Source organism: Streptomyces sp. Edi4 (assembly GCF_040253615.1).
Classification (GTDB): Bacteria; Actinomycetota; Actinomycetes; order Streptomycetales; family Streptomycetaceae; genus Streptomyces.
Window position 1 is genome coordinate 40,117 of the sequence record NZ_JBEJGY010000004.1, and the last position, 13,995, is coordinate 54,111.

General features: G+C 70.3%; 10 protein-coding genes and 1 pseudogene. 5 read left to right on the top strand and 6 right to left on the bottom strand.

Going from position 1 to position 13,995, the window contains the following annotated elements; genetic code table 11:
- Positions 1 to 4: 4 nt before the first annotated feature.
- Both ABR738_RS02365 and ABR738_RS02370 read left to right on the top strand, forming a co-directional pair.
- The gene (locus ABR738_RS02365) at positions 5 to 565 is read left to right on the top strand and encodes a TetR/AcrR family transcriptional regulator (RefSeq protein WP_350228270.1); all 561 of its coding nucleotides are present in this window, start codon (positions 5 to 7) and stop codon (positions 563 to 565) included.
- 171 nt (positions 566 to 736) lie between these two features.
- The gene (locus ABR738_RS02370) at positions 737 to 1,069 is read left to right on the top strand and encodes a hypothetical protein (protein ID WP_350228271.1); all 333 of its coding nucleotides are present in this window, start codon (positions 737 to 739) and stop codon (positions 1,067 to 1,069) included.
- Positions 1,070 to 1,603: 534 nt separating this feature from the next.
- Here ABR738_RS02370 and ABR738_RS02375 read toward each other — a convergent pair.
- Together ABR738_RS02375 and ABR738_RS02380 are read right to left on the bottom strand one after the other, a co-directional pair.
- A complete protein-coding gene (locus ABR738_RS02375; RefSeq protein ID WP_350228272.1) occupies positions 1,604 to 1,795 on the bottom strand; it encodes a hypothetical protein in 192 nt (63 codons plus the stop codon).
- A 766-nt stretch (positions 1,796 to 2,561) separates the two neighbouring features.
- A complete protein-coding gene (locus tag ABR738_RS02380) occupies positions 2,562 to 3,350 on the bottom strand; it encodes a restriction endonuclease (RefSeq protein ID WP_350228273.1) in 789 nt (262 codons plus the stop codon).
- 398 nt (positions 3,351 to 3,748) lie between these two features.
- On the opposite strand from ABR738_RS02380, the gene ABR738_RS02385 reads away from it, so the two are divergent.
- On the top strand, positions 3,749 to 4,915 hold the full coding sequence (locus ABR738_RS02385) for a serine hydrolase domain-containing protein (RefSeq protein ID WP_350228274.1): 1,167 nt from the start codon (positions 3,749 to 3,751) through the stop codon (positions 4,913 to 4,915).
- A 207-nt stretch (positions 4,916 to 5,122) separates the two neighbouring features.
- Here ABR738_RS02385 and ABR738_RS02395 read toward each other — a convergent pair.
- Positions 5,123 to 5,668, bottom strand: a pseudogene (locus ABR738_RS02395) (IS5 family transposase); the annotation flags it as partial.
- A gap of 1,742 nt (positions 5,669 to 7,410) precedes the next feature.
- Between ABR738_RS02395 and ABR738_RS02405 the strand changes: the two are divergent.
- Together ABR738_RS02405 and ABR738_RS02410 are read left to right on the top strand one after the other, a co-directional pair.
- Positions 7,411 to 10,035: a helix-turn-helix transcriptional regulator gene (locus tag ABR738_RS02405; protein ID WP_350228275.1), complete on the top strand. Its 2,625-nt coding sequence runs from the start codon at positions 7,411 to 7,413 to the stop codon at positions 10,033 to 10,035.
- A gap of 30 nt (positions 10,036 to 10,065) precedes the next feature.
- Entirely contained in the window at positions 10,066 to 10,488 is a 423-nt protein-coding gene (locus ABR738_RS02410) for an acyl-CoA thioesterase (RefSeq protein WP_350228276.1), read from the top strand.
- Between the two features lie 70 nt (positions 10,489 to 10,558).
- Here ABR738_RS02410 and ABR738_RS02415 read toward each other — a convergent pair whose 3' ends face one another.
- From ABR738_RS02415 to ABR738_RS02425, 3 genes are all read right to left on the bottom strand, one after another.
- On the bottom strand, positions 10,559 to 11,740 hold the full coding sequence (locus tag ABR738_RS02415; protein ID WP_350228277.1) for an NAD(P)/FAD-dependent oxidoreductase: 1,182 nt from the start codon (positions 11,738 to 11,740) through the stop codon (positions 10,559 to 10,561).
- A 134-nt stretch (positions 11,741 to 11,874) separates the two neighbouring features.
- Positions 11,875 to 12,933, bottom strand: coding sequence for an LLM class F420-dependent oxidoreductase (locus ABR738_RS02420; RefSeq protein ID WP_350228278.1), 1,059 nt, complete (start codon positions 12,931 to 12,933; stop codon positions 11,875 to 11,877).
- Positions 12,930 to 13,928 carry an alpha/beta hydrolase gene (locus tag ABR738_RS02425; protein ID WP_350228279.1) on the bottom strand — a complete coding sequence of 333 codons (999 nt, stop codon included), beginning with the start codon at positions 13,926 to 13,928 and terminating at the stop codon, positions 12,930 to 12,932. The genes ABR738_RS02420 and ABR738_RS02425 overlap by 4 nt, the downstream gene beginning before the upstream one ends.
- Positions 13,929 to 13,995: the final 67 nt, after the last annotated feature.

Consider the following 13,995-nt stretch of genomic DNA (forward strand, 5'->3'; position numbering starts at 1 on the left):
ACACATGACTTCGCGCAACGCCGCCGCCACCCGGCAGCGGATCCTTGAGCAGGCCCGGCGCCAGTTCGCCCGTCACGGCTACACGGCGATCACGGTCAGGGGCGTGGCCGACGCGGCCGGCGTGTCACCCAACCTCATCACCCGTTACTTCGGTGGCAAGGAAGGCTTGTTCGTCGCCGCGACCCGGGTGGAAATCCCGGTCGAGGACTCCTTCGGCGGCGACCGGTCCGAGCTGGGTGCGCGGCTCGCGGCGAGTATCGTCCGGCGATGGTCCGGCGACCTGGGGGAGGACCCGCTGCTGGTGCTGCAACGCGCGTCGGGTGAGCGCCCGGAGGCGGCGGAAGCCCTCGCCGCCTTCCTCGACACGAACTCGCTGGAGCCGCTGCACCGTTACCTGCGCGAGAGCGGCCTCGACGACGCGGAGGCCCGCCGCCGCGCCGCCGCGATCGACGCCTTCGTGCTCGGTGTCTCGACCCGCCGTCGCGTGCTGCGGTCCGAACTCGGCAACCCCGCTGAACTCGAAGCCTGGCTGAGTAGGGTGATCCAGCTCCTCGCCGACGGCTGACTCTGTCACCGACCGCGGCAAGCCGGTGATCGACCGCCGCCTGTATCTCCCCGGCGTCCTGGACGGATGCCCGCACTCAGTGTCACCGGACGGGCATCGCATCGCCGGAACCTGGCGCGTCCCAAACAGGCGTTCCGCGCAGGCGCAAGAAACTCCTGGAACAGTGAAGTGGTGGCACAGGCTGCGACATTGGTCGAAACGGATGTGGGAGTCCTGCGGGGAATGCCGGGGGAACTCGCGGCCGTAGACCGGGCGGCTGGTGATCCGCGGGATGTCGTCCCGTTCAACTACGCGATGCGCACGCTGGCGCTGATGCACGACGCGGGAGTGAAGATCACCGCTGGCAGCGGCGTGGCCCTGCTGATGCCCGCGCCCCCCGTCGCCCTGCTGCGAGAGCTGCACTTGCCGGCAAAAGCAGGTCTGCCGCTGCCCGCGTCCTGGCTGCCGGCACCCGATACGCAGCCGAGAAGACCGGTCAAGAAGCGACGACACCCGGGACGATAGCCGTCGGTGCCCCTGCCGACGCCCTGCTGCTCGATGCCGACCCCTGCGCTGACATCGCACACCTGGTCGACCGTTCCCACCACATCGGAACATTGCGGGCTGGGCGGCCCAGTTTGGGACGAGAGCCACCCGCAAGCTTGACGCGGCCGATTGACCGATGGGCCGATTCCAGGTTCAACGACGTCAGCACTCGGCACAAACGCCGTTATGACGGTTGCCCGGCCCCTGGCCTCGCGACCCACGTGGACAACCTCATCCTTCAGCCAGCAGCCGTGACAGGGGCCTGCCCGCGCGGATAGTAGGTGGCCGACCTCTGAACTGACCTGACCTGACTCGACCTGCCGATCCAACCAGCGGTCTCTGCAGCCTTGCTCGCAGCGCACCTGCGCCCCCTCCGGAACAAGCCCCACTGACGATGGACGCCGGAGGGCTGGGGGCGGGCAGCAACGGGCACGGCCCAACGTGACCCTGGATTTCTCTACGTTCGGCGACCCCGAAGGGCAGCCGTGCCCGCGCTGCCATCTTGCCTGGTGATCACCGCGCGTCGTCGTCCGCGTCCTCCAGCGCTGGCGGCTCCTGCCAGGTCAAGGTGTCCAGCGGCCGCGGCAGGTTCCGGTCCGCGCCCGGTACGGCCATCGTCATCGCGGACGCCGCGTCGCTGAAGAGGGCGCCCCGCATTCGTCCGGTCGCTGATGCTGCTGAGCTCGAGGTCTTCGTGGTGGTCATCTCGTCCCCCTGGTTGATCCCGGGACAGGCCCGGCCGAAGGCCAGCACACGGGCTGGCTACGAAAGCCTACCCACATTCCGAACTGCGGCCCGAAGAATTGTCTTCGGGCCGCATTCGCAGATCTGGCCTTCCTCGCTCCTGACCGGCCACCCGTGCGCAACAAACGCCGTCGCGGAGCCGTCAACCACCGCTTGCGGCCCGACCCCGCATCGCTCAGCCACCGCTTCACGATCACCTCTGGGAGGCCAGCAGGGCGGCCGCGGTGGCAGACACAGCTCGTGCATCCAGCACGTTCCGGGCGCCGGGCCACCGTCCTCGATAACACCCTGCTGCCCGCCGAACCACCCGACGTGGCCCTGTACTACGGGGCTGAGGCCGGACCGCGACCTCGGCCGCTCCGCCGCGTCCCGGGCCGGCATACAGCAGGTCCACGGCGGCGACCGCGCGGCCCACGCCGCCCGGCGCGGCCTCGCGGCCTCGCCCGTCTCGCCGCCGACTTCCCAACCGCCCCGGCAACTGCCGAAGATCGGCCGGGACGGCCGGCTAAACCGCGTCCTGGTCGCCCTCCACTGGCCCCAGGGCGCTCTGGACCGGGGCAGCCGCCGCCTACACGGTCGCCCGCAACCACTCCGACCAGCATGGCATCAGCGGTGAACGCGCCACGGCCCAGGCACAACTGGCCCTCGTCACCGCCTTTACCCCCCCCGGGCCGGCGAAGCCGAACTCGGCCTCGCTGAGCAGTACCTGACGGGGCAACCCTTCGCGTCACCCTTCCAGATGGCCGCCCTCTTCCGCGACGCCGGAACCAGGATCCAGGCCCCGTCGCTGTACGTCTCGAAGCCGACGCGCGCCCATCCCTGGCCCGAGTCGGGTGCGAACGTGTTCGTGAGGCCGGACTCTGCGCATGGTTGCCGGTAGGAAACGGTCACGATGTACCAGGACGAGCAGCCCGTTGAGGAACATGCCGCCCACGTTGACGGTCCGGTCGCGATGGAGCGCCACGATGTCCTGGCGCAGTGCGAGAACCACCGCGGCCTTGGTGAAGGTGCGGCAGGTGGTGACGAACAGGGCGACGTCCGCTCCGTGTTCGAGGCGTGCGGTGCCGACGAACTTCTGCATGTCCTGCGAGGACACGCTGCGCTCGGGCGCGTACTTCTTCACTTGGACCACGAGCTTGCGGCCGTCCGCGAGGTAGCCGACGACGTCCGCGCCCAGGTCACCGCTCCTGCCGCTGCCCATGACGTCTCGGCAGCCGTCCCGGCGGCACAAGTCGGCCACGTACTTCTCGAAGTCCTGCCACGACATCGCGTCGACCTCGGCCATCGACAGCTCCCGTGCCATCGCCTCCTCCCGCACACGCCACTCCTGGTCCCGGTCGACCGCGGACCGGTGCGCCCGCCACAGCCCCCACCCGGCCCCGCCCACTGCGGCGACGGCGAGCGCCGCCCCCAGGACGGGCCACACCACCGCCCAGTTCCCCGCCGCCCACACTCCAGCGACCAGGGCCACCACCGCGCCCCAGCCCTGTAACTGCTGACGCGTCCGCTTCCTCATCCGCCAGCGCCGTCGTCGTGCCGCCATCGCTCGCCCATCCCCCAGGCTCGTGATCGCAATGTGAAAGCCCCCGTCGGCCCCGGCAGGAGGGCCCCGCCCGCCCCGGGGTCCGCTGTGTTCAAAGGTCGCGAACCGGATCGGGTACGGGACCGTCGGCGTCGACGCGGGCTTCGGGTCGTCCCAGCCTTCGAAGGCGGGAAGACATACACCGCCCTGCACACCGCGCACGTGGGTGCCCGGCCCTGAGGTTGTCCCCACCCCGAGCCGGGCGGTTGCCCCATGGTGCTGTCCGACAGGCCCGGACATGGTGGAGTGGCACAGGGTGACGCGTACACCCGGGTTGGGTGCGTGGCCCCGACCACAGCGGCCTGACGGCTCTCATCTCCGAGGATGCACACATGATCCGATATCACCGCGCTTTGGGCGGTCTCCTCGCTCTGGTCGCTGTGGCCGGTGGCACGGCGTGTGCCCCGGGCGACGCCCCTTCGGCGTGGCAGACCAGCGCGAACGCCGGCACCTCCGACCACTCCGGGGTACGCGTACTCCTGCACCAGCTGACGACGAAGGACGGGGGCCCCGGAGCGCTCGTCGCGCTCCGGGGCCGGGCCGGCGGCGCGGTGCTGACCAGCGGCGTCGCGGACGTGAAGAGCCACGCACCGATGCGCGCGGACAGCCGGTTCCGGATCGGCAGCATGACCAAACCCTTCGTGGCCACTGTCGTGCTCCAACTGGTGGGCGAGCGCCGGGTACTCCTGGATGCGCCAGTGGAGCGCTACCTTCCCGGCGTCGTCCGCGGTGGCGGCAACGACGGGCGCAGGATCACGGTGCGTCAGCTCCTCCAGCACACCAGCGGGATCCCCGACTATCTGGACTTCCTCAAGCCGCAGGACGTGCTCGACAATCCGCTGGCGCACTACGACGCCCGCGACCTCGTGAAGCTAGCGCTCGCCCGGCCCCGGGTCTTCGATCCCGGCGCCGGCTGGCAATACTCCAACACGGGTTATCTGCTGGCCGGCATGCTCATCGAGCGGGTGACCGGCCACCCTTACGGCGAGGAGATCCGCCGGCGCATCATCGAGCCGCTCGCCCTGCGCCAGACGTCCGTCCCCGACGACGCCTCGCAGATCCACGGGCCGCATCCGCGCGGATATGCCCGGCCGGGCAAGGACGCCCAGCTCCAGGACATCACCGCGCTCAACCCCACGGTCGCGGGCGCGAGTGGCTCCATGATCTCCAGCGGCGCCGACTTCAACCGCTTCCTGGACGCACTCCTCGGCGGTGAACTGCTCGCTCCCGTCCAGCTCCAACAGATGATGAAGACCCGTCCGACGGGCAACCGTGACGGCGGAGCCTACGGCCTCGGCCTGGAGAGCCACCCGCTGCCCTGTGGCGGCCTCGCCTGGGGACACGACGGAGGCATCCCCGGCTACCAGACCACGGGCGCCGCCACGGACGACGGCAGCCAGGCCACGGCCATGGTGAACCTCTACCTCGGCGGCACCGACGCCCAGAACAACGACATGGCATCCGCCGTCCAGACAGCACTCTGCGAAAGCCGCTCTTGAGCCCCCCGTGGGCCCGGCTTCCCGCCACGACGCCACCCGGCGCGGGAGCTCGATGGGCGACATCGTGCCAATGATCGGTACTGGTCCTGGTCGCCGCAGGCCAGGAAGAGGATCGCGGATGCGACCTCATCGGCGCGGCCCTCTCGGCACACGGGGGTGCGTTGGATGTCCGGCTGCTTGTCGCACCGGTCGTGCAGGAGGTCCTGGATCATCGGCGTAGCCGCGGTCACCAAGCACGATGTCCGGGCGGCGCCGGGGCCGGTCGCGCTTGCCGCGTACCGGTGGAACGGCTTCGAGTAACGGAATGAGCTGGGTGACGTCGTTGCGGTTGCCGCCGGTCAGGGTGAGGGCGAGCGGGATGCTGGTGACGTCGGTGATCAGATGATGCTTGCTGCCCGCCCAGCCCCGGTCTACATGGCTTCGCCCCGTCTTGAGTCCCCCCTTTGGCGCGCGTATGTGGGAGCCGTCGACTGCCGTCCGGGAGAAGTCCAGGACGTTCGCGCCGCGCAACTTCGCCAGGAGCTCCTGGTGCAGCCGAGGCCACACGCCGGCCTTTGTCCACTCGGCCAGGCGGCGCCGGCAGGTCATGCCTGAGCCGAAGCCCAGCTCTTGCGGCAGATGTTCCCACGCGATCCCGGCGTGCAGGACGAACAGAATGCCCCGGAACGCCAACCGCTCCGGCTGCCGCTTCCGTCCCGGATGCCGGACACGACGCACGATCTCCGGCCGTAGAAGTTCGATCACCGCCCACAACTTGTCGCCGACGTCCCGCCCCTCAGCCGGGTCGAGGGGGAACGGACGTACGGTGCCCGGGTGCCACGTCGGCGCGGGGGCGTGGTCGAGTATGGGCGTGCGGGAGGACAAACAAGGAAGGCAGTGGCTGTGACCGACGATTGGTATGTCCTCATCGAGGAGGACACCCGGACGACCGAGCGCGCCGACGGTGTGGAGCTGAGGCTGCACCGGTGGATGCTGGTGGGTAAGCACCGCATCGGCCAGGACCGTGAGCAGGTTGTCGCCGCGGCCGAGGACGCGGCCCTGCATCACATACCGTCCGTACTGGCCCGGCACGCCCGGCCGGGGGACGAGCCGGGCCGCGAGGCGTTTCTCGCGCCGGACGGTACATGGGTCGTCCTGGTGAGGCAGCGTCTGCGTGAGTGCCATTTCCGGGTGACCGCCGCTCGGCTCGTACACGCGCGAACGGAGACGGAAGCGCCGCCCAAGAGCATGAAGGAGAAGTTTCGCAGCTCACTCAAGGGCCCGGAACCTCTGCCGCGACCCTGGGCACCTGCTCGGTAAGGGGGTGCGCGTTCCGCCGCGCGGTGCCAGGGGCCATGGCGCCGGCGGGGCTGGGTGGCGAGCCGTTGCGGCGCCCTGGATCTGAAGACCAGGAATCCCCATACCCTGGATCCCGTAACGTTCCAATCCCACACCCAGCGAACTCCCTTCGCGCCAACTCGCGGGGGAATACATGACAATCCACGGACCGCCGTCGTTGAAGCCCTGGCCGGTGCGGGTCCGGCATGTGAACTTGCCCCGCTCGGTCCCCGCGCCGTCCTGGCCGCCCACCGCCCCAACGGGTGGTGCCGGGCCGGCGGCAGGTCCTGATCGTTCGCGACAACGTCCTGGCCGGACGGTCCTTCGTTTCCGTCGAGGAAGTCGACTCCGCTTTCAACGCCTGGGGCGGCCTCTGCGCCGGGCGAAGGTGCACGGCACCCACGGCGAGGTCATTGGCCATCAGGCGGTCCCGGATCTCCGACGGCACCGACAGCACCGACAGCACCGACAGCACCGACAGCACCGACAAATCGAAGCCCGGAACGGTCAGCTCCAGCCCCAGTGCGAACTACCAGTCGATCCTGGCCCGCTCCGCCCCCGTGGCCTGCCGGTCGGTCAGGCATCGACGGACCGTGAGACCACCACCATCGCGAGCCGCCCGGCAATTAGGCAGCCTTGCCCCACGACGGGAACAAATTCGCGAATTCCTCGTCCGCGAACAACGGGCCCCGGCTCGTCGCGGATCCGGATCATCCGACTCCCCTTTTGAATGTCAGCCGCGCCGCCCGTAATCGAGCACCTTCGGCGCTGGTCCGCCTGGCGCCGCCGCGCCGCCGCCATCGGCACCAAGCCGCCGAAGCCCAGCGCCTCTGGAAGAACGTGATCGCCGCCGCAACGACTTGACCGGTGAAGATATCCAACGATCAAGAACAGCAACTGCCGTGACGGTCACGGGGGCCACCTGTCCGGCGTGCCAATTTTGCGTCAAAAAATCTCGAAACCGAGACGAAGGTCACATCTTGAACAGATTGCGATTATGACAGTCTGAATGAGGGGGCGGGCCGGCACTTGACCCGCCGCGAAGGGAATGAGGACACCATGGCGAACCTACGACGGACTTGGGCAGAACACGTCGGCCTGTCCACATGTCCGGCATATCCGGCGTTTGTCCGACCTGACGCCCGGGCCCTGACAGGAACCGCAACCCCTAAGACGACATGACGGATCGCACTGGATTACTTCCGCCTTTAGGCCGGACGGCAGAAATCGAGCGAATAGAGCAGTTACTTGCCGACGGGAGAGCCGGGTACAGCGGCACCCTCACCGTCCAGGGACCTCCTGGGATCGGCACGACGAGGCTGCTCCTGGAAGCCCAACAGGCGGCCGAGCAGGGCGGCTACACCGTCTCCTCCTTCCTGACGCCTGCCGCGGGGAGGACGGCGGGACGCGAGGAGACCGCATCCCTGCGGGCCATGCTCGCGCCCGCGGCTCCGAGCGCCAAACCGCGTCTTGTCATCGTGGACCACCTGCACGACGCGCCCAAGGAATTGACGGAGGCCGTAGCGTCACTTGCCCGTTACAGGCTCCCGGAGCATTCCCGCGAAGCCCCGCTGGTGCGGATTATCGGAATCCGCACCGGATTGCAAGACCCCTCGATGCGCCGCCTTTCCCATGAGTTCACCGGAGACAACCGGATAGAACTCGGCAGACTCTCCGACGCCACCTCCACGGAACTTGCCGCCGGCCTCCTGGGCGCGGCGCCCGACCCGCGGCTCGCCGCCGCGATCTCGGGCGCGGGAGGCAACCCTCTACTGACCGTGGAACTGATCCACGGATTACGCGAAGAGGGCTTGGTGGAGATCTCCCGCGACCGAGCCCGACTGCTGGACGAGCGCGTTCCGCGACGCGTGCGCGACCTCGCACAGCACTGGCTCGGCTCCCTGTCGGACAAGGCCCGCCAACTCGTCCAGGTGGCCGCGGCCGTCGGTGGATCCTTCATGGTCGTCGAAGTCGCATCGATGCTGCGGGAGACCACCGCGTCGATGCTTCCCGCTCTGAACGAGGCCCTCGATTCGGGCCTGTTGATCTGCCCCGGCGAACAGACCCTCTTCCAGCACGAGTTGATACGGCGCGCCATCGCCGACGCGCTCCCGGCCGCGGTCCGCCAGGCGCTGCGCCAGGACATCGCCGCCTTGAGCAGCCAGCGCTGCCTCCAAGTGCCGATACCGCCGGAGTTCCTGGTCACCGGCGGCCCGGTTGCCGCCTCTCCCCCCGCCCACCTGCCCGCGTCCACGGACGCGCCCTCCCCGCCGCCGGTATCGGCCCCTCCCCCGCCACCGTCCGACGGGCCCGGAGTGGTCCACCGGCTGCTGCCCGCCCTGCTGATGGCCCGCAGCACCCGCACGGAGCCTCTGCCGCTGGGGCTCACCGAGGCGCTGCGCAGCGGCCTGACCGCCGTACTGGAGGCTCATTACGCCCTCGTGGAACCCACCACGGCCCACCCCCCGCTCGCGGAGCGCACCGACCGGATCACCCGGAACACGGTCTCGCTCTTCTCCAACGGCACGGAGCGCACCGCCGCTCGTGCGCGTGCCGTGCTCGCCGGACACCAGGGGCGCCCGGACGAGGCGGACGTGGTGACGGCCACCGTGGTCGTGTCCAACCTGGAGTGGGCGCAGGGAAACCTGGCCGAAGGGCTCAAGTGGGCACAGCGCGCCGTCGAGAGCCTGGGTCCGGCCACCCCGCCCATGTGGTCCCCCTACGTCAAAATGGCGCTGGCCACCAAACTCTCCGACACCGGCCGCTTCGAGGAGGCCGAGGAACTGATCGACACGGCGCGGGCGGAGGCCGAGGCACTTGGGCACCCACACACGGCCACTCCGTTGATCGCCCGGGCCAGGGTGCTGCTCCAGTCCAGTCGGCTCCAGGAGGCGCAGGCCTGCGCCCAGTCCGGGCTCGAGATCGCGGCGCGGACCGGCGGCGGCTGGGTCGTGCCGGTGGGACAGGCGGTACTGATCCTGGTCGCCCTGCGCCGCGGCGACCTGGCGTCGGCCTCCGACTACGTATGGCGGTGCCGGGCGGCCGTGGGCGCCGACTGCACGGTCTTCCCCTCCATCCACTTCGACTGGGGCGAGTGCCTGGTGGCCACCGTGCAACTCGGCCCGCAGCGCACGGCTGAAGTCCTGACGACGACGTACGCCCATCTCCTCACCTCCCCCCAGCTGTTCGTGGAGGAGGCGGCAGCGGCTGCCTGGCTCGTCAGGCTCGCCCTGGCCGCGGACGACATCCCGCTCGCCTCGACCGTGGTGACGGCCGCCGAGAGGTTCGCGGCGGCCAACGCCGGGCACCCCACCCTGGCGGTCGGCGCGCTGCATGCCAGGGGATTGCTGGAACGGAACTCCGAAGCACTGCGCCAAGCCGCCCGCGAGCACGTCAGCCCCTGCGCGGGCGCGCTCGCCGAGGAGGACCTGGGGATGCTCCTGAGCGCGCAGGAGGAGACCGGCGCTCTTGGCGCCGCGGCACTGCGGTCCGCGGAGGGGCGCTTCGCGCAGATCGGCTCGCAGGGCGACATCGCGCGCATCCGCGCCTTCACCGAGGAACGACAGGCTCCCCTCACGAACGCTCCTCGCCGGGCCGAGGCCGCCACCACGGGCTGGGAGGCGCTTTCGGAGACCGAGCGGTCCATCGCCCTGCTGGTCAGCGACGGGCTGACCAACCGCCAGGTGGCGCGACGGGTCAGTCTGTCCCCGCACACCGTCAATTACCACCTCAGAGCGATCTTCCGGAAGCTTGACATCAGTTCCCGGGTGGAAGTCGCCCGCCACATCACGCACGGCGCTTGAAACGCGCACCGTCGAAAGGAAGAGTCAGCCATGGCCGAGCCCTTCAGCGTCCGGGTCACCGTCCGCGTCTACGAGACCGACGCGCAAGGACACCTCAACGGAAACGTCTACCTCCAGCACGCCGAGCACGCTCGCTGGGAACTGTTGAACGCGGCTGGGATCAATCAGGGGGATCTGCTGAAGAAGCGGGTCAGTCCGGTCAACCTGGAGACGACCATCCGGTACCACCGCGAGGTGGTCGCCGGTGACGAGGTGGACATCAGCTGCGCCTTCGTCTTCGGCGAGGGCAAGAGCTTCCGGGTGGAGCAGACCATGACCAAGGCCGACGGCACCCTCGTGGCGGAGGTCTTCAACGTGGGCGGCATCCTCGACCTGGACGCGCGCAAACTCGTCTCCGATCCCCGCGAGTACTTCCGCTCGGTGGCGGCCAATCCCGAGGTGGCCGGCCTCTGACCGCACCGTACGGAGACGGACGACGTCGGCCCTCCCCCGCTCCTCGTCGGCTGGGGAGGGCCGACGCGCGTCACGCGCCGACACGTTCCCGCAGCTCCGGCGTCATCAGTTCGTCGGAGGGCAGTACGCCGGAGATCGTGGAGAAGAACCGCGCGGTCAGCTGCGGATCGCCCACGATGGCGCGCATCAGCGGCAGTCGACGGCCCGGCCGCAGCTCCGCCGCCGCCAGGGTGTCCCGGTAGCCGTCCATGACCAGGCCGTCGCGTCGCTCAGCGTACTGGCGCATCGACTTGTCCAGCCTCGAATCGTCTCGCAGCCCGTCGTCGACGGACTCGACGAGCGCGACGGCCTGCCGGAAGGCGTCGGTGATGCCCTTTCCGGTGAGCGAGTCCTTGTGGTGGCCCGCGTCACCCACCAGCGCCCAGCCGGGGCCGGCGGCCTGGCGGAAGAAGTTGCGCTGGTCCCCGGTGCCGAAGAGCCGGTCCTCCTGCGTCGCACCCGCCATCCGGTCGGCGAGCGCGGGTGTGATGGCGGAGATGTTCTCCAGGTAGGCGGTACGGGCGTCGGCGCGCACCCGCTCGTACTGCGCCATCGGGAAGTAGGTGGCGACCAGGGTCAGGCCGTCGTTGGTCGGAACGAACCCCGCCCATCTGCGGGAGCTCTCGTACACTTCGAAGCCGGTGTCGATGCCCGACCAGAACGAGTAGTACACGCAGGTCAGCATGGGGTCCTCCAGCTCGGTGCGGGCGCCCGCGAGGCCGGCGACCTTCGAGCGCATGCCGTCCGCGCCCACCACCAGATGAGCCCGCTCCTCGAACTGCCTCCCGCCCGAGCGGTAGCGGACGCCGACCACCCGGCCTTTCTCGAACACCAGCTCGTCGACCGCCGACTGCTCACGGAACTCCGCTCCCGCGGCGACCGCCCCTTCGGTGAGGATGCGGTCCAGGAGGTAGCGGCGCGGGGCGTACGCGGCGGTGACACCGTCGGCAGGCCACGAACAGCCTTCGAGGGCCACGTCCTTGACCTGGTGTCGGATGCGTTCGATCGGCGGGCAGCCGGTGGCCGCGACGGGCTCCAGCAGCCCCCAGCGCTTGAGATGGGCGACGCCGGGCTGATGGATGTAGAGGGTCGAGAGGGTGTCGCGGGGATGGCGGATGCGGTCCAGCAGCAGCACGCGGTATCCGGCACGGGCGAAGAGCATCGCGGTCGGGGAGCCCGCGGCCCGCGCTCCCACCACTATGACGTCGTACACGGGACGACCATGCCTTTCCTGAGGGTCAAAGGTACGGGGGCCGGGGCCCGGCGGAGGCCCGGGTCGGAAGTCGGGAGTCCGCGTGGAAGCGCGGCGTACGGTGCGCGGCGGCACGGGGCGCCGGCCGTACGGGGTCAGCCGACGCCTGCCTTGCTCAGGGCGTCGGCGAGTGAGCGCAGGGTCCGCAGGCCGTCCTCCGGGTCGGTGGGGAAGATCATCGCGGAGAGCGTGGTGACTCCCGCCTCCGCGTGCTCCCGCAGGAGATCGGCTATGCGCTCGACGGGGCCCAGCAGACACGTACGTTCCAGGAACTCCTGGGGTATTGCCGCGGCAGCCTCGCGCGGACGGCCCTCCAGGTACAGCTCCTGGACGCGGCGCGCGGCATCCGGGTATCCCATGCGGGCGGCAAGACGGTTGTAGAAGTTCTCCTTGCGGGAGCCCATACCGCCCAGATAGTGCGCGGTGTACATGCGGACCCGGTCGGCGCAGCCGGCGACGTCGTCGCCGACCACGGCGGGCATCGAGGAGACGACGTCGAACCCGCTCAGGTCCCGGCCCGCCCGCGCACCCCCCGACCGGAGCAGCGGCAGATGCTCGGCGATGGTCTCGGGCTGGAAGAAGACCGAGAGCCAGCCGTCGGCGATCTCTCCTGCCAGTTCTACGTTGCGCGGGCCGACGGCCGCCAGGTAGACCGGCACGTCCTTGCGGCGCGGCCGGGTGCCCAGGCGCAGCGGTTTGCCCGGTCCGTCGGGCAGCGGGAGCTGGTAATGGGCGCCGTCGTACACGACGTCCTCCCTGCGCAGCGCCATGCGGACGATGTCCAGGTACTCGCGGGTGCGCGCCAGCGGCCTGTCGAAGCGGGCGCCGTGCCAGCCCTCGGCGACCTGGGGTCCCGAAACGCCGAGGCCGAGCCGGAAGCGGCCCTCGGAGAGGATGTCGAGGGTGGTCGCGGTCATCGCGGTCATGGCGGGGCTGCGTGCCGGAATCTGCATGGCGGCCGTGCCGAGGCCGATGCGGCTGGTCCGCGCGGCGAGGTAGCCGAGCAGGGACACGGCGTCCGAGCTGAAGGCCTCGGCCGTCCAGGCCACCGCGTAGTCGAGTCGCTCCGCCTCCTGTACGTAGCGGGCGGAGGTCCTGGGGTCGGCGCCCGCGCCGAGGGGGCCGAGGTAGCGCAGGTTCAGTCCGAGTCTCATCGGTGCACCGTCCTGGTGGGTTCGGTGACCGCCTGGGGGGAGCTCCCGGTCCGGGCGTGTGCGCTGTCCAGGAATTCCAGGACGGTCGAGGTGTAGCGCTCCTTGTCGGTCCACAGGCCGCGCAGATGACGGGCCTCGGGGAGCACGAGGGTCCGGGCGAGCGGGTAACGGCGCGCGAGAGCCAGGATCTCGCCGGCGGGTACCACGGTGTCCGCGCCGCCACCGATGAACAGCATCGGGGTGGTGGCGTACCCGGGTGCGGTGGGCGCGGGCGGCCACTGGGCGCCGCCGATGGTGAGGTGGTTGAACAGTTCGAAGCACCGTTCGGCGACGGTGGCCGCCCTTCCGTCGCGGGAACGCTCCGGCAGCGTCAGCAGGCCCTCGCGCAGCAGGTTGGGAGAGATCGCCGGGGGGTCGCAGGCGGGGCCGCTGTCGCAGACCACCGCGTCGACGTCCCGGTGCAGCGTCCGCAGCGCGCGCAGCATGGCGAACGAGGACAGCGAGAAGCCGTACAGGATGAGCCGGGGGCGGGCGCCGCCGGTCAGGGCAGCGGTGCAGCGGGCGGCGGCGACGGTGTCCTGGGCGAACTTCCGGTCGAAACCGGTGAATCCGCGGTCCCGGAAGCTGTCGCCGTGGTTGCGGTAGTCGAACAGCAGCACCGAATGACCGGACTGGTGCAGGGCCCGTGCGTAGGGCAGGCTGCGGGACTTGTCCAGACCGAGCCCGTGGCCGAGCAGCGCCACCCGGTCCGTGCGCTCTCCCGGGCAGTACCAGCCCGCGAGGGTCCGGCCGCCCCTGCCCGCGGGTATGGCCACCTCCCGTGCCCTCAGTCCGAACTGTTCGGGACGACGGCGGCGTTCGGTTCGGGGCGGGTGGAACGCGGTGTACGCGGCGCGCAGGGCGTCGAGGGGGGCGGCGAGCACCGCGCCCGTCCGGTCGCTCATGCCCACGTCCCTGTGCGCCACGGCGCCGATCGAGGCGTCCTTGGGCTCCATGTCCCGGCGCGTGGCGCCCGGTCGCACGCCAAGGGCCCGCGGTGGGCCGCGTCGCGGGGGTCGGTAA

Excerpts from the sequence above, each read along its gene's own strand:
- ABR738_RS02380 (WP_350228273.1), bottom strand. The coding sequence starts at position 3,350 with ATGAGGAAGCGGACGCGTCAGCAGTTACAGGGCTGGGGCGCGGTGGTG.
- ABR738_RS02365 (WP_350228270.1), top strand. The coding sequence starts at position 5 with ATGACTTCGCGCAACGCCGCCGCCACCCGGCAGCGGATCCTTGAGCAG.
- ABR738_RS02405 (WP_350228275.1), top strand. The coding sequence starts at position 7,411 with ATGACGGATCGCACTGGATTACTTCCGCCTTTAGGCCGGACGGCAGAA.
- ABR738_RS02385 (WP_350228274.1), top strand. The coding sequence starts at position 3,749 with ATGATCCGATATCACCGCGCTTTGGGCGGTCTCCTCGCTCTGGTCGCT.
- ABR738_RS02410 (WP_350228276.1), top strand. The coding sequence starts at position 10,066 with ATGGCCGAGCCCTTCAGCGTCCGGGTCACCGTCCGCGTCTACGAGACC.
- ABR738_RS02420 (WP_350228278.1), bottom strand. The coding sequence starts at position 12,933 with ATGAGACTCGGACTGAACCTGCGCTACCTCGGCCCCCTCGGCGCGGGC.
- ABR738_RS02425 (WP_350228279.1), bottom strand. The coding sequence starts at position 13,928 with ATGGAGCCCAAGGACGCCTCGATCGGCGCCGTGGCGCACAGGGACGTG.
- ABR738_RS02375 (WP_350228272.1), bottom strand. The coding sequence starts at position 1,795 with ATGACCACCACGAAGACCTCGAGCTCAGCAGCATCAGCGACCGGACGA.